The organism is Pedobacter deserti (assembly GCF_024436415.1).
In the GTDB taxonomy this organism is placed as follows: Bacteria; Bacteroidota; Bacteroidia; order Sphingobacteriales; family Sphingobacteriaceae; genus Pedobacter; species Pedobacter faecalis.
The window spans coordinates 904,471-925,571 of sequence record NZ_JAFMZQ010000001.1; the positions used below are offsets into that span (position 1 = coordinate 904,471).

General features: G+C 43.5%; 19 protein-coding genes. 17 read left to right on the plus strand and 2 right to left on the minus strand.

What is annotated here, in order from left to right:
* Positions 1–4: 4 nt before the first annotated feature.
* From J3P40_RS04210 to J3P40_RS04285, 16 genes are all read left to right on the plus strand, one after another.
* Positions 5–1,267: a UDP-N-acetylglucosamine 1-carboxyvinyltransferase gene (locus tag J3P40_RS04210; RefSeq protein ID WP_256003245.1), complete on the plus strand. Its 1,263-nt coding sequence runs from the start codon at positions 5–7 to the stop codon at positions 1,265–1,267.
* 1 nt (position 1,268) lies between these two features.
* Entirely contained in the window at positions 1,269–2,588 is a 1,320-nt protein-coding gene (locus tag J3P40_RS04215; RefSeq protein WP_256003246.1) for a flippase, read from the plus strand.
* A gap of 4 nt (positions 2,589–2,592) precedes the next feature.
* A complete protein-coding gene (locus tag J3P40_RS04220; protein ID WP_256003247.1) occupies positions 2,593–3,636 on the plus strand; it encodes an ATP-grasp domain-containing protein in 1,044 nt (347 codons plus the stop codon).
* Positions 3,623–4,483, plus strand: a complete 861-nt coding sequence (gene murB, locus J3P40_RS04225) for a UDP-N-acetylmuramate dehydrogenase (protein ID WP_256003248.1) — start codon at positions 3,623–3,625, stop codon at positions 4,481–4,483. Before J3P40_RS04220 ends, murB begins: the two co-directional genes overlap by 14 nt.
* A 1-nt stretch (position 4,484) precedes the next feature.
* The gene (locus tag J3P40_RS04230; protein WP_256003249.1) at positions 4,485–5,678 is read left to right on the plus strand and encodes a glycosyltransferase family protein; all 1,194 of its coding nucleotides are present in this window, start codon (positions 4,485–4,487) and stop codon (positions 5,676–5,678) included.
* A gap of 218 nt (positions 5,679–5,896) precedes the next feature.
* Entirely contained in the window at positions 5,897–6,883 is a 987-nt protein-coding gene (locus J3P40_RS04235; RefSeq protein WP_256003250.1) for an O-antigen ligase family protein, read from the plus strand.
* Positions 6,852–7,394, plus strand: coding sequence for an acyltransferase (locus tag J3P40_RS04240; protein WP_256003252.1), 543 nt, complete (start codon positions 6,852–6,854; stop codon positions 7,392–7,394). Before J3P40_RS04235 ends, J3P40_RS04240 begins: the two co-directional genes overlap by 32 nt.
* Positions 7,395–7,431: 37 nt before the next feature.
* On the plus strand, positions 7,432–8,475 hold the full coding sequence (locus tag J3P40_RS04245; protein ID WP_256007052.1) for a glycosyltransferase: 1,044 nt from the start codon (positions 7,432–7,434) through the stop codon (positions 8,473–8,475).
* Complete coding sequence (locus J3P40_RS04250) at positions 8,472–9,599, plus strand: glycosyltransferase family 4 protein (protein WP_256003253.1); 1,128 nt, start codon at positions 8,472–8,474, stop codon at positions 9,597–9,599. The genes J3P40_RS04245 and J3P40_RS04250 overlap by 4 nt, the downstream gene beginning before the upstream one ends.
* Positions 9,596–10,381 carry a glycosyltransferase gene (locus J3P40_RS04255; RefSeq protein WP_256003254.1) on the plus strand — a complete coding sequence of 262 codons (786 nt, stop codon included), beginning with the start codon at positions 9,596–9,598 and terminating at the stop codon, positions 10,379–10,381. Before J3P40_RS04250 ends, J3P40_RS04255 begins: the two co-directional genes overlap by 4 nt.
* Positions 10,382–10,484: 103 nt before the next feature.
* Positions 10,485–11,648 (plus strand): glycosyltransferase family 4 protein, encoded by a 1,164-nt coding sequence (locus tag J3P40_RS04260; protein ID WP_256003255.1) that lies wholly within the window; start codon positions 10,485–10,487, stop codon positions 11,646–11,648.
* Positions 11,632–12,243 (plus strand): sugar transferase, encoded by a 612-nt coding sequence (locus J3P40_RS04265; protein ID WP_256003256.1) that lies wholly within the window; start codon positions 11,632–11,634, stop codon positions 12,241–12,243. The genes J3P40_RS04260 and J3P40_RS04265 overlap by 17 nt, the downstream gene beginning before the upstream one ends.
* Entirely contained in the window at positions 12,243–12,866 is a 624-nt protein-coding gene (locus tag J3P40_RS04270; RefSeq protein WP_256003258.1) for an acetyltransferase, read from the plus strand. The genes J3P40_RS04265 and J3P40_RS04270 overlap by 1 nt, the downstream gene beginning before the upstream one ends.
* Entirely contained in the window at positions 12,859–13,989 is a 1,131-nt protein-coding gene (locus tag J3P40_RS04275; RefSeq protein WP_256003260.1) for a DegT/DnrJ/EryC1/StrS family aminotransferase, read from the plus strand. The genes J3P40_RS04270 and J3P40_RS04275 overlap by 8 nt, the downstream gene beginning before the upstream one ends.
* Positions 13,990–14,113: 124 nt before the next feature.
* Positions 14,114–16,048, plus strand: coding sequence for a polysaccharide biosynthesis protein (locus tag J3P40_RS04280; protein WP_256003261.1), 1,935 nt, complete (start codon positions 14,114–14,116; stop codon positions 16,046–16,048).
* Positions 16,023–16,883 carry a 2OG-Fe(II) oxygenase gene (locus tag J3P40_RS04285; protein ID WP_256003262.1) on the plus strand — a complete coding sequence of 287 codons (861 nt, stop codon included), beginning with the start codon at positions 16,023–16,025 and terminating at the stop codon, positions 16,881–16,883. The genes J3P40_RS04280 and J3P40_RS04285 overlap by 26 nt, the downstream gene beginning before the upstream one ends.
* Positions 16,884–16,893: 10 nt before the next feature.
* Here the strand turns inward: J3P40_RS04285 and J3P40_RS04290 are convergent, their stop codons facing one another.
* Both J3P40_RS04290 and J3P40_RS04295 read right to left on the minus strand, forming a co-directional pair.
* Positions 16,894–18,498, minus strand: coding sequence for an alpha-amylase family glycosyl hydrolase (locus tag J3P40_RS04290; protein ID WP_256003263.1), 1,605 nt, complete (start codon positions 18,496–18,498; stop codon positions 16,894–16,896).
* A gap of 32 nt (positions 18,499–18,530) precedes the next feature.
* Positions 18,531–18,719, minus strand: a complete 189-nt coding sequence (locus J3P40_RS04295; RefSeq protein WP_256003264.1) for a hypothetical protein — start codon at positions 18,717–18,719, stop codon at positions 18,531–18,533.
* Between the two features lie 203 nt (positions 18,720–18,922).
* Here J3P40_RS04295 and J3P40_RS04300 point away from each other — a divergent pair, with 203 nt between their 5' ends.
* Positions 18,923–21,100 carry a TonB-dependent receptor gene (locus J3P40_RS04300; RefSeq protein ID WP_256003267.1) on the plus strand — a complete coding sequence of 726 codons (2,178 nt, stop codon included), beginning with the start codon at positions 18,923–18,925 and terminating at the stop codon, positions 21,098–21,100.
* Position 21,101 lies beyond the last annotated feature (1 nt).

The following is a 21,101-nucleotide window of genomic DNA, read 5'->3' on the forward strand; positions in this document are numbered from 1 at the left end:
TAATATGAAAGTAGAAACTGGACGTTTCGCGATAGAAAAAGCTAGACTTGAAGGCTCTGTAAGAGTAAGCGGGGCAAAGAACAGCTCATTACGTCTGTTAGCTGCATCCTTGTTAACCGCCGACCCAATTGAGTTATTTAATTTTCCGAATGGCTTGCTGGATGTAAAAATACATCTTGATATGTTAAAGGTGTTAGGCAAGGATTTTTCGACACTCGCTGATACAGTTAAAATCGTCGAAACAAATAATGAGCTGTCAAACATCCTTGTATGGGAAGAGCGGTCCATTAGAAACACTTTGCTTATTCTGGGCGCTTTAACAGCACGATTTGGGGAGGGCAGAGTTCCATTGCCGGGTGGCTGTAAACTTGGTGAAAGGAAATACGATTTACACGTCATGCTCTTGGAACGGTTAGGTGCCAAGGTTTGGGAAGAAGAAGGCTATCTGTGTGCAAAATCCGCGGGCCGTTTAAAAGGGACCGAGATTGTGTTGCCCATCCGATCGACTGGGGCCACCGAAAATGCGATTATTTGTGCTAGTTTAGCAACAGGTATCACTACCGTTTGGAACCCGCACGTACGACCGGAGATATTGGATCTGATTGCAATGTTAAATGCAATGGGCGCTAAGATAAAGGTTTTTGGTCAAAAATGTATAGAAATTACCGGCGTGGAAAGACTCAGCGGCACAAAGCACCATGTTATTCCCGACAATATGGAAGCGTTGACATGGGCTATCGGGTCTGTAATTACGGGCGGTGATGTTGAGATATTAAATTTTCCTTACGAACACTTGGAGGTGCCCTTAGTTTTTCTCCGCGAAAGTGGAATGAAGTATTTTAAAGGGAAAAATTCCATGATCGTGAGAGGAGGTAAACCATATCCTGTTGAGATTAGTACGGGACCCTATCCAGGAATCAATTCAGATATGCAGCCATTATTTGCGGTTTATGGAGCGATGTCAAAGGGGGAATCAAAGATCATAGATTTGCGTTTCCCCGGAAGGTACGGCTATGCCGAAGAGTTGATGAAGATGGGTATGAAATGTAGGGTTGAAGGCGATCTGCTGGTGATCGATGGCGGCAGCCCATTTCAAGGCGCTGAGGTTACCGCATTAGATCTTAGAGCCGGCATTGCGTTACTGTTAGCTGGTTTGGCATCTGAGGGCCAAACCATAATTGATAACGCGTGGCAGATTGAACGAGGCTATGAAAATCTTCATGCCAAGCTTTTGGCGCTGTCAGCTAAGTTAACAGTTCATAGTTAGCATGACTAATAAATTCATAAACGATGTGATTGCAGTGTTATCCAGCCGGGTCGCCGTAATGATTCTAGGGTTGGGTACCTCCGTAATAACGGCTAGATACCTGGGACCAGAAAACAACGGTATAATTTCGGCGATAACGATATATCCATCGCTAATTATGAATTTGGCTTCGTTAGGCATCAGACAAGCGACAACTTATTTTGTAGGTAGGGATGAGTACGATCTCAAAGAAATATACTCTTCAATTCTGGCTATCTGGATATTTACAAGCTCGGTAAGCATCGCGGTATGTTATTTTGCAATCCGATATTTTTCTGACCAGGGTGGACTTTCTAATACGCTGATTATTCTAGCGGTAATCGGGATCCCATTTTCGTTATATAATACGTACGTATCGGGTATTTTTTTAGGGAGGCAGAACATCAAAGAATTTAACCGAATTAACTGGTTGCCTGCCGCTAATAACCTAGTCTTCACATTTTTGTTTGTTGTGATCTTTCCATTCGGGATTGCGGGATCTATGTTCGCTACCTTCCTTGCAGTTTTTATTCTTCCGTTCGTGCTTGCAATCAAAGTCACTAAGATGGTACCCTTCCAGCCTAAGTTCAATTTCAGCTTAATTAAAAAAATGATATCCCTTGGGGTGATTTATGCAGTTGCGCTTCTGGTAATGCAGTTGAACTACAAAGCTGATATAATTCTTTTAGATAAACTTTCAACACCGTATGAGTTAGGGATTTATACAAAAGGCGCCAATATTGTTGAATATCTGTGGCAGGTACCAATGCTGTTAAGCACCGTGATTTTTTCGAGAAGTGCTGCGGCTAAGGATTCAAGGGCTTTTTCAATTAAGGTGACGTTATTACTAAAGGTTGCTATAGTAATTATATTCTTCGCATCATTGCTTCTGTATTTTTTATCGCCATTTATTATTAGAACGCTGTTTGGTGAACAATTTTCCGGTAGCATTAACGTTTTACAAGTGTTAATTCCGGGCGTCTTATTACATACAGTATTTCTTGTTTTGAACATGGATATGGCCGGGAAAGGCAAGCCGTGGCTTTCCATGAAGGCTATGGTGCCGGCGGTTATCTTAAATGTCGTTTTTAATTTAATCTGGGTGCCAAGATATGGGGCTATAGGAGCATCGCTTTCCTCGGTCATCAGTTATAGCTTGTCAGCATTGTTGTTTTTATTTATCTATTCCAGGGAAGCAAAAATTTCAGTGAAGGAGATTATCACCTTCTCCGGGTCAGACAGGATTTTTTTTCAAGAATACATGGGAAAACTAATATTAAAGGCAAAAAAGCGTAAATCATAAAACTATGAAGGTATTGTATATAACGCCCATTCACCAGTCCTTTTTCATAAAATCTGCGTCCTCGAAACTCAATTATAATAAGGTCGCCAGCGGTCTTGAAGATATGTGCTCAGGCCAAGTCAAAATAATTGTGATGCACTTCAGGGAATATATAGAGAACATTAACGATGTCCCACAGAATTCATACCTTTTTTATACCGTAACCCGAAATAGTGCTTATCGGAGCTATCTTTTGGATGCAATATTATATCTTAAGGATGTTAGGCCTGATGTAAACCTCATCCCAAGTTTAGACATGTTTTTAAGTTATGGGAATAAAGGTTATCAAGAGTTACTCAGAAAGAAGTTAAAACTTGGGAATTTATCAGGGCACTATTTCGGCGATATTACCGATCTTCAAGACAAACATCTCGTGTTTCCCAGTGTGATTAAGCTACCATACGGGTCTGGAAGTAGGCAGGTTGGCTTGGTTAATAATCTGGCAGAAATCCGGAAATTTGTCGACCTACATAAAGGAAGTGTTACCTCGGTGAAACAACTGAGGTTTTATTTGTCAAGATTCGTAAAAAGCCTATATAAGGGGGAGAGTGATCTCGAGAATTACAATAATCATTACTATTTGAATAGGACACCTTTTATTTTGCAAGAATATATACCCGGGTTGCAACATGATTTTAAAGTTCTTGTATTCGGGGAGAGATACTTTGTCTTGAAAAGATATGTTAGGGACAACGATTTCAGGGCGAGCGGAAGTGGAAAATTCCATTTTGAAACACCTGATGAGGCGTTATTGAATTATGCAAAGGAAGTCTTTGAAAAGTTGGACGTACCCTTCATTTCATTGGATATTGCTCAGGACGATAAGAAGTGTTATTTAATTGAACTTCAGGGAATCGGATTTGGTATGCCGACCCTAACGAGGTCGAATGGTTATTACACATACGATTCACACGCAAATAGGTGGGTGTTTGTTGAGGGTAAAAGCGAAGTAGAGGCAAATTATTCACAAGCATTATTTAACTATATCGGTGTCGATGAGAATATATGAGAACTTTGACCTGACAAACTACAACTCATACCGGATCACGGCATTTTGTAGCACAGCATTTTTTCCAGAAACGGATGAGGATGTAATAAACCTTTTTAAGGAACACGACAAATCTGAGTTGGTTCTGTTAGGTAACGGATACAATGTAATATTATCTCAACCCTGTTATGAGCAAAAATTCATTATTTTTAATGGTAACTTTGACTGCATCAGGGCAGTTGAGGATGGTGTTATAGAGGCGGAATGTGGAAGTAGAATGCTCGACATCAGCTTGTTTGCACTGGAACAAGGTCTTTCTGGCGTAGAGATTTTTTTCGACATTCCCAGCTCGCTTGGAGGGGCAGTTGTTATGAATGCCGGCGCCAGCGGGGAAGAGATTAAGGATGTTTTAATGAAGGTTCGCTATTTGGATTTGCAAGATCTGGCAGTAAAAGAAATACAGACAGAGGCGGCAGAGTTCGGCTATCGGAATAGTTTTTTCCAAAAAAATACGGATAAAATTGTCTTAAAGGCCTGGTTAAAACTAACGCCATCGTCCAAAACGGCGATAAAAGAGAAGATGGAGACCATCAGAGCGCAGCGATGGGCCAAGCAACCAAAAGATTTGCCCAATGCCGGAAGTGTATTCAAACGCCCGCCAGGATATTATGTTGGAGCGATGATCGACGAACTAGGACTCAAGGGGTTTAGAGTCGGGGGGGCCATGATATCTGAGAAGCATGGCGGATTTGTTGTTAATATTGACAATGCTACTGGAAGAGATATCCTTGAGTTAATTGGCGAAGTACAAACAAAGGTTTATCGACAGTTTGGTGTTTTGCTAGAAGTTGAGCAACGAGTGATATAGCATGCAAAAACTTAAAGTACTTTTCTTTATTACCTCATCTGATACTTCTGCAAAAGGCGGCCACTTCCGAAGCTGTCTTACCTTGGCAAACTCTCTCAGCAAGGAGGTAGAAATTGAGATTATCAATATAGGAAAAGTCCGGTCTCCGGTTTTCGATCAGAATGAAATTAAGGTCACGTTCATCAAGATGAACTTGGTAAACTTTATTAGAAACATAAGTCTTTTTTCCCGTCAAATCGCTAGCGACGATAATGCAAAGCTGGTTGCTTTTGATTTTTTTGCGTATTTCTTTGTAAGAAACATAGCCTTATTCAGAAAGCTACCCGTAGCATTTGTGAGATGTGGGGGAAAAAATCCAGCCTATAGTCCGTTTAGCTCTACTGTATTTACATTTTCGAAAGAAAACTACGACCATTATGTCAAAAATGAGATCTTTAACAAGTCTAACATCATCCTAGTCCCAAACCGGATTAAAAAGCTTGACGAAAAGGAACTTAAACGTTCGTCCATCAGAAAGGTAGTTGGCAATGATCATCCGATTATTCTTAGAGTGGGTCGGATTGTGGCGAACTATCAGCAAGTTAATGACTCCGCGATAAAGCTTAGCCGCTTTTTAAATGCAAATGCAATTCCTCACAACTTGGTTTTTATTGGTTATCCAGATGTGCCCGGTTCTATTATATATAATGAACTCAAAAAAGAAGTGGATAAATCGGAAAATATATTCTTGCTGGACACACCAGACTTTACAAATAAGAGTTCCATATTTTTAAATGAAGCAGATCTGGTTGTTGGCACGGGAAGAGGGGCGATGGAAGCCATCGTGGAGTCACGGCCATTAGCTGTGTATAGTCGCTCCGCTGAGCTTCCTGTAATAGTAAATTCGGACGAGATATTTTATGAAGCGTTTAACAGGAATTTTAGTAAGCGGGTTTCTCTATCCTTAGCCAGCATCTCTGGTTACGAAGGTGATATACTGGCTTTTTTCAATGACAAAGCTGTAAAGCAAAGTGTATTACGTTACCAGAAGACAAAAAGACAATACTTTGATATTGATCTGGCACGAGGTTTATACATAGACGGGTTTTTAAAAATGAAATATGATCATCAAGTTCGGATATTTGATTACCTCAAGCATTTTAAGATTTTCTGGATGAAGATTATCTATATGTCAATTGGGAGGCACAAGGTATGAGAATTTTAATCTCCGGTTTGCTTGTCTTATGCATATCGGTTGCCGATATCTTTTTGTATCGATTGGGAATTATACCATTTGAGCCCTCACTTACAATATTGCCAGTGCTATTTTTGTTATTATTTAGTTATTCAAAGAAATATCTGGTGTATTCGTCCGAGGCCGCAAACCTACGGTATCTTTTTGGTTTGTTTTTTTTGTCACTTGTATATTCATTAATGAGTACTTATGATGACCCCTGGTATGCGATAGGAAATCAATTACTAACGTTGTCTGGATATGCATTGGTCATGGCGTTTTTTCTCAAAGTCCCTGAGAGAGTCAGTAAACTGGTCTTTTTAATTGGATTTGCATTATTGGCGCAAAGCATTTTAACCGACCTGACGTCTGGTGTTAGCCAGGCCGCCAGAGGAGCGGGTTTCGCGGAGAATCCTAATAGCGCCGCATTGAGACTAAGCTTGTTGAACATTGTGTGCTTGTTTTTTTTACAGCAAAAGAGATCTGTTATTATCTTTATTGCGATCAACTTTGTGTTCGTTTTTTTAACGCTTTCGAGGAGTGGCATCATTATGTTTGCACTGTCGACATTCCTGATTGTTGCAGTCAAGTTTGGCGGAATAACACGGCTCTCAAAATTGCCGGTTTTCTTCGTAAGATCACTTCCGGTTGCAGCGATGCTTACAGCGTTTTTTTTTCTGATTATTCCTTATCTGACAAGTTATTTCCCGTCATTTGAATCTCGGGGTGCTGCACAACGAATAAGTCAGATCACCGGACAGAGCAGTCTGATAGACGATCAGGATGTCGGCGATCAGGGGCGGGTAGCCATAGCGGAGAAATACTTTGGACTAATTCTAGAAAGGCCTTTTGGATACGGAACTGGCATGAGTATGAACAGAGAGTTCTACTATAAAGCTACGCATAACATGTATTTACGCGTCGGGATTGATTACGGAATATTTGGTTTAATCATATTGATTACAATAATCCTGGCTGGTGTGTATAGGTCGGTTAGGTTTAACGATGTCTATGGCCTGTCGTTTTATATGACAATGCTTATCGCTTGTTTTTTTACCAACACATTATTCGAAAATAGAACATTCGTATTTTGCTGGGCCTACATTGACGCTATTGCACTTAAGCAATTACTTCAGCAGAGAAAAATTAAAGCTTATGATAGTGAACCCATTGAAGCGCTTGCTTAAACTCTATAAGTTTCTCAAGGATCCTGTTCAGTACGCCAAGGATGTCGGCGTTAAAGTCGGTCATCAATCTAAGATTGCTACCCTGGACTTTGGCAGTGAGCCCTTCCTAATCGCAATAGGAGACCATTGTCATATAACTAAGAAAGTTAAGTTTATAACTCACGACGGTGGCGTGTGGGTGTTCCGTAAGGAAGTGCCTGACTTAGATGTATTTGGTAAGATAGAAATCCGTAATAACGTGTATATTGGCAACAACAGCACCATCATGCCAGGCGTGACGATTGGCTCGAATGTCGTTATTGGTGCGAACAGCTTGGTTACGAAAAGCATACCGGACAACTGTGTCGTAGCAGGCATACCAGCCAGGGTCATCAGCGATATAGATTCTTATAAACAGAAAATCATATCAAAGAACTTTAAAACTAAGGGATTAAAGGGAAGTGAGAGGAGAAGAATTATCCTGCAGAAAATTGATGAGCTCGGAATCCGAAAAGATTTCATAAAACCTTAATTGCATGGCGCGGAAGATCTTTTTTGTAGTGAGTCGTATGCATGGCGGTGGAGCTCAGCGTGTCATTGTACACATCCTTAATTATTTAATCAATAATACCAGGAACGATATCACATTGGTTTTATTTAATTCTGAACCTTCAGACGTCTATCTTTCAAGTATATCGCGAAAGTGTAAAATACTAGTCTTGCATTCGAGCGCCAAGTTTGGATGGTTCAAGCTTAGTCGGTTGCTCAGGAAAGAAAAACCTGAAATTTTGGTCTCAACGCTTAACTATATTAATATTGCATGTATTTTCGCTACTCTCGTTGCAGCGAGCAGGCTTAGGCTCGTTATTCGGGAGGCGAGGCCGCTAAGCAAAACCCATCCGTTTATTCGACGAATACAAAAGTTGCTTTACTGGAGAGTAGATGCGTTTTGGGCCATAACTCCGATAATCGCGGAAGAACTTCATACAATCCTGAAAGTTGACAGAAATAAAATTAATCTAGCGCCAAATCCGATTGATATACCCGACCCTGTAATAACCAGCAAGGTCGAGTCCCAATCCAGAGAAACTGTCCGCATTCTTTATGTTGGTCGATTAATTGAGCTGAAAAATGTAGATCTAATGCTCAGGGCACTTGCTTTAATTAAAGACAGAGAATGGCGTTTTCAAATTGTTGGAAGCGGCCCGCAGGAGGCATATTTGAAAGGTATGGTTCAGAACCTGAAGCTTGTTGAAAGGGTCGAATTCGTTGGTTATTCTCCCAAGCCATATTCGTTTATGCAGAAAAGCGACATCTTCCTTCTTGCATCAAAATTTGAGGGCTTCCCTAATGTTGTTGTAGAAGCTCTAGCGTGTGGAAATCTTTGCATCGCAAATAATACTCAAGGGGGAGGTGTCACTTACATAAAGTCTTTGATCGATCAACTAATTGTTGCTAACTTTGAGAACTCTCAAGAAATCGCCGATCTGGTAAGATATTATATTGATCATCCAAAAGAACTAAAGGATAGTAAATCGCTGAGCGCAGCTCAAGCAAAAGCGTTGCAAATTGAAAATCATTTTGAGAGATATATGAAAGGTATGGTTACATGAAAATTCTATATCTGACTCAATACGCGGTTGATGGTCAATTTCAATCGCAGTTTTACAACTATGCACTTTATATCGACAAAACTTCTCACATTATTGAAGTAGCGTACCTATTCCCTTTTGCTGCGGATAATACACTCATTGAAGCATACAAACGAAACAACATAAAAGTATCTTCTCTTGGCTATAAGGGAGTCCGGATTTCGTTAGGCAAGCTATGGGCTTTCATTAAGTTTCTTAAATCGAAGGATTTTGATATTGTTCACTCACAACATCCGATTGCAGGATTTTATAACAAGATCGGAACCACCTTGGTGAACCTAATCTACAGGAGAAATATTAAGATAATAGTGGAACAAAGATGCGTGAAGAAAAACCTATCATTTTTTGCCCGGATACTCGAAACCCTAACGCATCCTCTGGCCAACCTGGTGCTTTGTTCATCGAATGGCGTACAACGGTCGTATTTTGGTTCAACAAACTCTTTAGATACTCATTTTACCAAAAAGGTTAGCCGATTTACGTTTTATAATTCAATAGATATTAGTACGCTAAATAGAAGCCCCTCCGGCCGTAGGGCCCCATCTGATGGAGAGATTATTAATATTTGTGTTATCGGAAGAAACGAGCCCGTCAAACAGCCAATTCTGGTCATTAAGGCAATTGAGCACCTGGGGAGGGATGATGTAAGACTACACATGGCTGGATCTGGAAGCCTGGACGCTGAGCTGAAAGATTATATCCAAAAAAATGCGCTGTCTGAAAAGGTTTTCTTGCTAGGCAATATCGATTGGATTCCTAAATTGTTGCAAGATAGTGATATATATATTAACTATTCAAAACATGAGGGCTTGTGTAAATCACTTTTAGAAGCAATGGCTTCTGGAGTACCTTCAATTGCTTCAAGAGTTGATGGCAATACTGAGGTGCTTGGAGAGAATAATGAGTTTGGCATCTTAGTGGTCGATAAATCACCGCAAAAACTTGCAGAAGCGATTAACCAATTGCTGTCAGACAAAGAGTTATATTCCAGTTATTCCAAGGCCGGCGCTATTCGGAGTCAGGAATTCGATGTGAAACAGCAAGTGTTGCTAGTGGCGGACATTTACAAAAGACTTAAGCCATGAGCCCGACGGTATCTGTTCTCATGTGTGTATACAACGAAACGAAATTCGTAGACGAGACCTTGCGCTCGATTTTGACCCAATCATATAGAGATTTCGAGTTCATCATTGTGGTTGACAATCCCGAGCATGATTGGAAAACGCATTTCAGTATTTATGATGACAATAGAATAAGAATTTATTATAACGACCAGAACATCGGTCTTACGAAGTCACTAAACGTTGGCTTGAGACATTGTTTCGGAAAGTATGTGGCAAGGATCGACGCTGATGATATTGCCTTAAATAAAAGGTTTGAAATACAGGTAAAATTTCTGGAGGAAAATCCGGAAGTCGATGTGTTAGGAACTCCTGCGTTTATCATTGATGAGCATGGAAATGAAATAGGTAGAATTCGTTTAAACCAATCGAATCACCAGATAACACGGGGTCTGCTATTTAAAAATCAGATTGTCCACCCATCGGTCATGATCAGGCGGGAAAAATTCGCGCAGTACGGACAATATAATGAGACATTCAAGCGGTCACAGGATTATGAACTTTGGCTTAATTGGCGTAAGAAAGTCCAATTTCGGAATTTAGAAATACCGCTGTTAAAATACAGGCGACATACCTTGAGCATAACACAATCAAACAATATCGGACAGCGGATCAGCGGTATAGAAATGATGCACGCATATGTTAGTAAGAGCAATCTAACGTTTTCAGAACGCTTACTGACTGTGTTGTTTTTTTTGAAGCAGTTTTTTAAGCTCCTTAAGCTAACATATAAAACGAGTAGATGACGCGATTTCGAAATATCCGATTCATCACCGAGACCGCAAAGTTAAGCTTCGGCATAACCTGTGGCATATTTTTTGGTTTCCGGAACATTATTTACAACTGCTGATGAGGTTAGTACGAATTACGACCGTTCCTTTATCGCTGGAAAAGCTGATTGCGGGGCAAATGAGGTATATGTCAGAGCATGGTTTTGAAGTTCTAATGATCTCTTCGGATTTCGCTGGTAAAGAAGAACTCTCGATTCGCGAAAAATCTATCTTTACGCCGGTCAATATGACCAGAACAATTACGCCATTAGCTGATTTAGCAGCGCTGGTAGAATTAATCAAAATTTTCAGGAACTTTAAGCCGGATATCGTGCATACGCATACCCCAAAGGCAGGCCTTTTGGGAATGATAGCTGCGAAATTATCTCGGGTGCCGATACGGCTCCACACCGTAGCTGGTCTGCCTTTCATGGAAACTAAAGGGCTAAAGAGAGCTTTACTCGAAATGATGGAAAGGCTGGCATACCGTTGCTCTACATGTGTTTATCCTAATTCTCACATGCTAAAAAACTATCTTCTGAAGTCCGGGATCGGGAACGATAAAAAAGTAAAAGTTATCGGTAACGGGAGCAGCAATGGCATTAATGTAGCTGAATTTGATTTAACAGACGAAATAAAAGTTAAAGCCGAGCACTTAAAAGTCGTGTTAGGAATAAATGAATCCGACTTCACATTCGTGTTCGTTGGCAGACTTGTTAAGCAAAAAGGCGTAGAAGAACTTGTTAGAGCTTTTATCCACCTTCAAAGAAAATTTAATCACATAAAACTCTTGCTAGTGGGTGGTGAAGAGGCCCGCTTAGATCCTTTATCTTTGGAAATACGAAGCCAAATATCCCAAAACTCATCTATCATTGCAGTAGGTTATCAGCATGACGTACGACCATTTTTAGCGATCTCAAACGCGTTGGCATTTCCCTCATATCGTGAGGGTTTTCCAAACGTGCCAATGCAGGCTGGGTGTTTCCACTTGCCATCAATTGTAACGGACATAAATGGATGCAATGAAATCATAGTCAACGAGAAGAATGGATTAATTATACCCGCAAAAGATATTTCCGCTCTTGAAAAAGCTATGGACAGACTCGTTTCAGATCCGAGACTCTATCATAAAATGGCGTCGGTATCTCGAAGGATGATAGTTGATAGATATGAACAGTCGAAAATATGGAAAGAAATACTATGTGAGTACAGGGCTCATCTTAAAAATGAAGGAACTATATAGATTTATATTCAAGCGCATTTTGGATCTGGTAGTAACAGCGCTTGTACTTGTTATCCTCCTCCCGGTGTTGATTTGTGTTTTTTTCTCTTTGCTTTTCGTTACCAAAGGAACGCCCATCTTCGTTCAAAAGAGGCCGGGCAAGCATGGCCGTATTTTCAAAATCATCAAGTTCAAAACGATGAATGACAAAAAGGATGCTAACGGCAACATGCTTCCTGATGAAGAAAGACTTACGTCTATAGGAGCCTTTATTAGAAGAACTTCACTCGACGAGATACCCCAGCTCATTAACGTACTCAAAGGCGACATGAGCCTTATTGGACCCAGGCCATTATTGCCAGAATATTTGTCATTATATTCACCTGAACAGGCTCGCCGTCACAACGTCCGTCCTGGCATCACCGGATGGGCGCAAGTCAATGGCAGAAATGCAATCAGTTGGAATCAAAAATTTGAATTAGACGTTTACTATGTGGACAATTTGACTTTTTGGTTAGATTTGAAGATACTTTCACTCACAGTAAAAAAGGTGATTTTAAAGGAAGGAATATCGTCAGGAAATTCAGTAACTATGGAAAGGTTTACCGGAAACTAATGGTGTACATAATCGGAGCTGGCGGACATGCTAAAGTGATCATTGATACCCTTGAAACACTTAATGAGGACATTGGAGGGATATATGATGAGCAGACTGACAGTTGTTTATTTCGAGGATATCCTGTTCGGGGAAAGTTTTCCGATTTCTTAGCACTTAATTCCGGGCACTACATTCTTGCTATTGGAAGCAATCTTGTTCGGAAGAAATTATTTTTAAAAATTGGGGCTCCATGTTCGTCTGTTGCTGTACACCCAACAGCCTTTATTTCCAACTCCGTGAAAATCGGATCAGGCAGTGTAGTGATGGCAAATGTTTCCATAAACGCCGATAGCATTGTTGGCAATCATGCCATAGTAAATACCGGCGCTTCCGTAGACCATGACTGCGCACTCGGCAATTTTGTTCATATATCACCCAAAGCAGCGCTTGCAGGGAATGTCTTGGTTGGAGAAGGAACTCACATAGGTATTGGAGCTGTCATAATTCAAGGTATTAAAATTGGGAAATGGGCTACTATTGGTGCTGGTGCGGTGGTGATTAGGGATGTGCCTGACTATGCCATAGTAGTCGGGAACCCTGCGAAAATCATAAAGTTTAATCAAATACAGGAAAATGAATAGTAAAATCTGGCTGTCGTCGCCCCATATGGGTGGTAAAGAACAACAATATGTTAATGAAGCTTTTGCCGAGAATTGGATAGCCCCCTTAGGTCCAAACGTCGATGGTTTTGAAATGGATTTAGCTGCGTATACCGGATCAGGACACGCCGCCGCGCTGAGTTCCGGTACCGCCGCACTGCACCTGTCATTGGTGATGTTAGGAGTTCAAGCGGGTGATGAGGTCATTTGCCAGTCATTTACGTTCTCGGCAAGCGCAAATCCCATCGCGTATCAAGGCGCAGTACCTGTCTTTGTCGATAGCGAATCTGAAACATGGAACATGTGCCCCGAGACATTGAAGCGTGCAATAGACGATCGGCTGGCAAAAGGTAAGAAGCCAAAAGCAATCATTCCAGTTCATCTATATGGCATGCCTGCACAAATGGAACGTATCAGTGCAATTGCCGCTGAATACGGGATACCAGTTATCGAAGATGCAGCCGAAGCATTAGGGTCTTCTATTAATGGCAGGGCAGCCGGAACTTTCGGTAAATTGGGTGTCCTGTCTTTCAATGGCAATAAGATCATCACTACTTCCGGTGGCGGAGCTTTAATATCCACTGATGAGGCTTTAATAAAACGAGCTCGGTTTCTTGCTACACAGGCTCGCGACGCCGCACCACACTACCAACATTCAAATATAGGCTACAATTATCGGATGAGCAACATTTGCGCCGGTATAGGCCGCGGACAAATGCAGGTGCTTGACCAACATATCGCAAACAGGCGCCGTAATTTTGATTTTTATAAAGGCGTATTCTCTGAGGTTGATGCTATTAGCTTTGTTGACGAGATGAAAGGCTACCGATCAAACCGCTGGCTAACCACTATACTGATCGATCCTAAAAAATCAAATAACAAGACCAGGGAACACGTTCGCATGGCTTTGGAGGCAGATAATATCGAAAGCAGGCCGCTCTGGAAGCCAATGCACCTGCAGCCGATATTCGCAGACGCTCCATATTACGGTGACGGAACCTCGGAGAGGTTATTTGAGCTTGGCCTTTGTCTGCCGTCAGGATCTAATCTCCGTGAAGACGACTTAAACAGAATAGCTTCCATAGTTACATCAGCTCTCCGATAGCAGGCGTGTAATACATCTGTCTCCCGAGTATTAAGCGAGAAATCATTGAGCTCTTAACGAAACATATTTTTGGCAAACATTTTGGTTGATTTATCCTTACATTTGAATATGAAACTTTTCCAGGATGTTCTCTAAGTTAGAAATCGTACCGCGGTGGATTATATTCACCATCGACATCTCACTTAGCGTTGTAGCTATAGTGCTTGCGAAGGTACTACGGCACAATTTTGATGTAGAACAAATCGACGGTCTTAAGCTATATAAGTCCATCGTTCTTGTTGTCGTGGCGAATTCCCTGGTTTTCTATAACGTAAAGAGTTATGCCGGGATAGTCAGATATACGAGTGCACAGGATTCGTTCAGGATTCTTTTTGCTGTATTGCTCAGTTCCCTGGCCATATTTTTTGGTAACGCGCTACTTATCATATTTAAATCTTCATTTGTAATTACAAATGTTGCTATCATCATTAATTCACTGCTTACCTTCCTGTTCCTTCTAACTTACCGGATCGTTGTAAAGTACTTTTTCATGTACATTAAGAACGCCAATCTGACCAAAATTCGGATGATTATTTACGGGGCGGGGCAAGCGGGGGTGGCTACGAAAAGAACTTTCGATCACGACGCCAAGGTAAATAAAACGATTATCGCCTATGTTGATGATGATCCCAGAAAGTTTGGCAAAACGATAGACGGCGTAAAAATTCTGGATGCCTCCCTTCTTGAACACCTGGTCGTTAAGCACGCTGTGGACGAGATTGTTTTTGCCTCCTACACGATACCAACGGAAAGGAAAAATCAAATCGTCGATATATGCCTGGAAAATAAAGTAAAGGTTCTCAATATTCCGCCGCCGGATGTTTGGGTTAAAGGTGGTATGAGTACGGCTCAGATCCAAAATATCAATATAGAGGACTTGTTAAATCGTGAGCCTATTCAGATTGATACGGACGGCATCCAAAATCAGTTGGCCGATAAACGGATTCTTATTACCGGTGCAGCAGGTTCGATCGGCAGTGAAATAGTGCGACAGTTATTAGAGTTTGATACCGGACTCATCATTATGTGCGATCAAAGTGAAACCGCATTACACGATTTGTATCTGGAAGTGGATGAGAGATATAAAAACTCCAACTTTCATGCGTTTATTGGAGATGTTAAAGACCAGAAACGAATGAATTTTCTGTTCGAAACATTCAAGCCGCACTATGTTTACCATGCAGCAGCATACAAGCATGTACCAATGATGGAGGATAACCCTTCCGAAGCAATCAAAACAAATGTACTAGGAACGAAAACGATAGCCGACTTGTCTGTGAAACATGGCGTGCAAAAGTTTGTAATGGTATCTACTGATAAAGCAGTTAACCCCACAAACGTCATGGGCGCATCTAAGCGTATAGCAGAGATCTATGTGCAATCCCTCAATAATTCGCTTAATAGCCCAGAGGTAATCTTCTCAAATGGCCTTAGCTACTTAAATAACCCTGACATCAAGCCAATCACCAAATTTATAACAACCCGGTTTGGCAACGTGCTTGGTTCAAACGGTTCCGTTATTCCAAGATTTAAACAACAAATTGAGAAGGGCGGCCCGGTAACAGTTACTCATCCGGAAATCACAAGATATTTTATGACAATTCCCGAGGCATGTCGGCTTGTTCTGGAAGCAGGTTGTATGGGTAGGGGCGGAGAAATCTACGTCTTTGACATGGGCAAATCAGTCAAGATAGTTGAGTTGGCAAAGAAAATGATTAAGTTGGCAGGCTTGGTGCCAAACGAAGACATAAAAATTAACTATACAGGCTTACGACCAGGAGAGAAACTTTTTGAAGAACTCCTTAACGACAGTGAAAACACGCTTGCGACACACCATGAGAAAATCATGATTGGTCAGGTTCGTCAATATGTATTCAGTGAAGTTGAAACACAAATCTACGAACTCTTAGATTATGCCATGATCAACGACAATCGTAAGGCAGTTATGCAGATGAAGAGCATAGTGCCTGAATTCAAGAGTAAGAATTCAAAGTTTGAAGAATTTGATAGCGTATCCTGATCCTGCGGTATTTTTAAATGGGGCGGCCGGGCTGTTGCAGTTGGCGAGAGATAACAGCCATGCTTATAGATCTAATTCCCCATTCCCTCATATTGTTTTCCGGGACTTTTTCGACCCTGTGTTGTTAAAGGAAGTGCTGAAAGAGTTTCCGGACTTATCTACAGTTGAAGACGCCTACAAATTTGACAATCATAACGAGAAGAAGCTGGCTGCACGCGGCGAATCCAGGTTCGGACCAGCAACTAAATGCTTAATGCATTACTTGAATTCAGAACCGGTATTGAATTTTTTGCAGGAGCTTACAGGTATTGAGGAGCCGTTGATTCCGGACCCTTATTTTATCGGCGGCGGGTATCATGAAATCAAACCTGGTGGGTTGCTCAAGGTTCATGCAGACTTTAACAAGAACCGCCTGACAAAATTAGATCGAAGAATAAACTTACTCGTTTATCTGAACCAAGATTGGGAGGAGAGTTACGGGGGGCACTTTGAACTTTGGAATAAGGAAATGACGCACGCAGAAAAACGTATCCTGCCAGATTTTAACACCGTTGCTATCTTTTCCACTACTGATTTTTCTTACCATGGACATCCGAACCCGTTGACCTGTCCACCTGATCGCAGTCGGAAGTCCCTTGCTCTGTATTACTACACCAACGGCCGGCCGGAATCAGAGATTGACCGGAGGCAAGAAGAGCATAGTACGCTGTTTGTGGGCCGAAAAGGTGTAAAGACCGATGTTAGACATCAAACTTTCAAATTTTCCGATTTGGTAACGCTCGGCAAAAACTGGTTGCCGCCTGTGATTTATAACAGGTTAAAGCGGTTGAAGTAACACGAAAAACTTAATCCTCCCTGTCCAACCTCACCACAACCGCCTCGTCGCCCGCCAAACTCAAACTGCCCGACACCCTTGTGCCCTCCAGTTCCGTATTGGTCGACACCACAACAACGCCCAAATACTGCCCCTCAACTGGCCGGAAATACGCAGGCCTGTGACTCAGATTAAGCGCCACCAAAAATGAGGCACTGCCGTCATAGGTGCGCAAATAAACAATCATCTGCTGGTCTGCAAAAACCGGCGTATAAACACCCAGCACAAGAGAAGGCTCACGCTGCCTTAGCGCAATCAGCTTTCGGTATAAGGAAAGGATGGAATCAGGATCATTCCGCTGCAATTCCACGTTATTCCGCACATAGCGCTGGTCGATACGCAGCCAGGGCTTGCCGGAGCTAAAGCCAGCGTTGTTGGAGTCATCCCACTGCATAGGTGTTCGGCAGGGGTCGCGACTCAAATTCTTCTCGGGCATGTTCAGCCCCTGCGGGTCCTGCACCTCATCAAAAGGGATCGGGATATCCCGCATGCCAATCTCATCACCGTAATACATCGTCGGCGTACCACGCAAAGTCAGCAGCAACATCGCCGCAACACGCGCCTGTTCTGTACCGATCCGGCTTACTATGCGCGGACGATCATGATTGCCCAGCACCCAGTTTGGCCAGCCATCAGTAGGCAAAGCCCCCTCATATTCATCGATAGCAGCAGCAATCACCGCTGCATCCCAGGGCAGGGAAATCAATTGGAAATTAAAGGGCAGATGTGCACCCTTGTTGTCCACACCGTAATACGTCATCAGACGGTGTACAGGCAGATAAACCTCCCCAACCATCATCCGCTCCTCATAACTGTCCATCAACTCACGCATCTCGCGGATCACTTCATGCACCTCCGGCTGATCCGTACTGTACACAGGAAGCAGTCGGTCGTATGTCGGCATATACTCGGTATAGTCAGGATTCACCGGGTTATCGCGCAACTGAGCATCCTTAATCATATGCCAGATCACATCCACCCTGAAGCCATCCACGCCGCGGTCGAGCCAGAAGCGAAGCGTATTCAGCATAGCCTCGCGCACCTCCGGGTTACGCCAGTTCAGGTCGGGCTGCTCCTTTAAAAAACCATGATAATAGTACTGACCCGTCACCTCGTCCCATTCCCAGGCGCTTCCGCCAAACACACCCAGCCAGTTGTTCGGCAACCCGCCGTCCTCCGCTGCATCCTGCCAGATATACCAGTCGCGCTTCGGATTATCTCGTGAAGAACGCGACTCCAGAAACCAGGGGTGCTTGTCTGAAGTGTGGTTAGGCACAAAATCCAGGATCAGCTTCATGCCACGGCTATGCACCGCCTCCAGCAATTCATCAAAATCGGCCAAAGAGCCGAACAGCGGATGGATGTCCTGGTAATCAGAAATATCATAACCGAAGTCGGCCATCGGCGAAGGATAGATCGGCGAAAGCCAAACTGCCTCAATGCCCAGCCATTGCAGATAGTCCAGCCGCTCAATAATCCCCTTTAAATCACCAACCCCGTCGCCATTGCTGTCCTGGAACGACCGCGGATAGATCTGGTAAATCACGCTTGTCTTCCACCAAAGTTCTTTTTTCATATCCGAATAACAAACCTTAGTATTTTATTGTGTTAACTTATTAACTTCGTGATATGAAAGCGCTGGCCGTCATCATGACCATCCTTGTATTCCTTTCGGGGTTCGACCTCTGTGAGGAAGAAACTCGTGCGGACGTCACTGATGAAACCGTCTTCAGCCTCGCTCAGGGAACTGACAATGGGCATCAGGATACAAGCGATACCTGCAATTCCTTTTGTCACTGCGGGCACCACCCGTTTTCAGTGCTTTTGCCCCGATGCCTGGAGCCCATCGCCAGCCCTCAACCTCTAAAGCAGGCCCACACCCCTTCCGATACCGGTTACCCGGTGCGTATCAGCGGGGCTGTTTGGCAGCCTCCGCGGATGGTTTAAGAACCACAGTAAATAAACATTTCTTAAACCGTCGTCGAACACAATTTACATCAATGAAAAGATACATACTGCTGTTTCTTGCAGCGGCATTTGCTATGCATGCCTCCGCACAGAACAGTATAACCATACAATTAAAAGACGCAGAGACGAAGCTGGCCCTGCCCGGCGCCACTGCAAGTCTGCCTCAACTTAAACTGCAAGCTGCGGCCAATGCGGAAGGTAGCTTAACCTTCGCTGCTCTCCCCATAGGAATACATCAGGTTCGCTATAGCCTGATCGGCTATGAAACGAAAACCGACACGCTTAGCATAGCCCTGGGCGGCAATGCCACACAGGTCATTTTCTTAAAGCCCGCCGAAGGAGAAGAACTCGACGCCGTGGTCGTGTCAAGCACCAGGAGCAGTCGCACCATAGCCAATATCCCCACACGCATCGAAGTCATCGCCGGTGAAGAACTCGATGAAAAATCGAACATGAAGCCCGGCGACATCCGCGTGCTGCTGAGCGAAAGTACCGGTATACAAACCCAGCAAACCTCGGCCACAAGTGCCAATGCTTCTATACGTATACAGGGCTTAGACGGTCGCTATACGCAACTGCTTAAAGATGGCTTTCCGCTGTATACCGGGGCGGCCGGCGGGTTGGGGCTTCTGCAAATACCACCCCTCGATCTGCGGCAGGTGGAAGTTGTCAAAGGCTCCGCGTCAACACTATATGGCGGAGGTGCCATTGCAGGACTGGTCAACCTCATCAGCAAAAGGCCGGGCGAGCAGCGCGAGCTCAGTTTTCATGTAAACGGTACATCCGCCGGCGGTGCCGATTTAAGCGGCTTTTTCTCCCAGAAGTTCGGGAAAGCTGGTCTCACATTGTTCGCAGCGCGTAACAGCAATAAACCTTACGATCCTGCAGAGATCGACCTCACGGCCATACCCAAATTCGAGCGGTATACCTTCAATCCAAAACTGTTTCTGTATTTGTCCGATCGGACTTCCCTAAATTTCGGCGTCAACAGCAGCTTCGAGACGAGGACCGGGGGCGACCTGGATTTTATTGAAGGCCGGGGTAATGACACCCACAGCTTTTTCGAACGCAATAAATCCGACAGGGCATCCACTCAGTTAAGTTTCGATCACCAGGTGAGTGCGCAGACAAAAATTAACATAAAGAACAGCTTCAGTTATTTTAACCGGGAAATAACGATGCCTGGATACCTCTTTAACGGCAGTCAGTACGGAACCTTCACAGAAGCCAGCTATACCTCCTCGGGTGACAAGCTTGAATGGGTAACAGGTGTTAACTTGTGGACCGACCGATTTAAAGAGAGGGGGCCGACCTCCGTAGCCTTGCGCGACTATCGGCAGACTACCGCGGGCGCCTTCATACAGCAGAATCTGAAGGCTTCAGGCTGGCTCGATATTGAAGCAGGCCTGCGTGGCGATTACGTGGTCGACTACGGCTTTGTCGTGTTGCCCCGGCTCTCTGCCTTGTTTAAGATCAGCGACCGGCTGAATTCCCGGCTTGGAGGCGGACTTGGATACAAGACGCCCACCATATTCACAGAAGAGAGTGAGCGCATCCAATACCAGCATGTCCTGCCTATTTCCACCGATATAAATAAGCTGGAGAGAAGCTACGGTGCAAACTGGGACATCAATTATCGCACAGCCCTGTTTGGCGACCAGGTAGCCTTCAGTATCAACCACATGCTGTTCTACACCTTTCTGAATCACCCGCTCCTCATGCAGCAGGAAAGCGGGGGCAACTACCGCTTCATCAATGCTGCGGGGCATATCGATACCCGGGGGATGGAAACGAACGTTAAGCTCAGCTATCACGATTTTAAACTGTTCCTTGGCTATAGTCTCACGGATGCCAAGATCCATGAAGGCAATGAACTCCGTCCTAATCCGCTCACGGCCAAACACAGGCTCAACAATATACTCATGTACGAAGCCCATGAAAAGTGGAAGCTGGGTGCAGAAGCCTATTACTTCAGCAGGCAAAACCTGAACGATGGTGCCACGGGCAAACCGTACTGGATTTTCGGATTTATGGCCGAGCGGCTTTGGGAGCGCTTCTCGCTGTACATCAATTTCGAGAACTTTACGGACACCAGGCAAACACGGTTCGACAGCATTTATACCGGCAGCGTTTCCAACCCCGTATTCCGGGACATTTATGCGCCGCTGGATGGATTCGTGGTCAACGGCGGATTAAAAATAAGGTTATAGA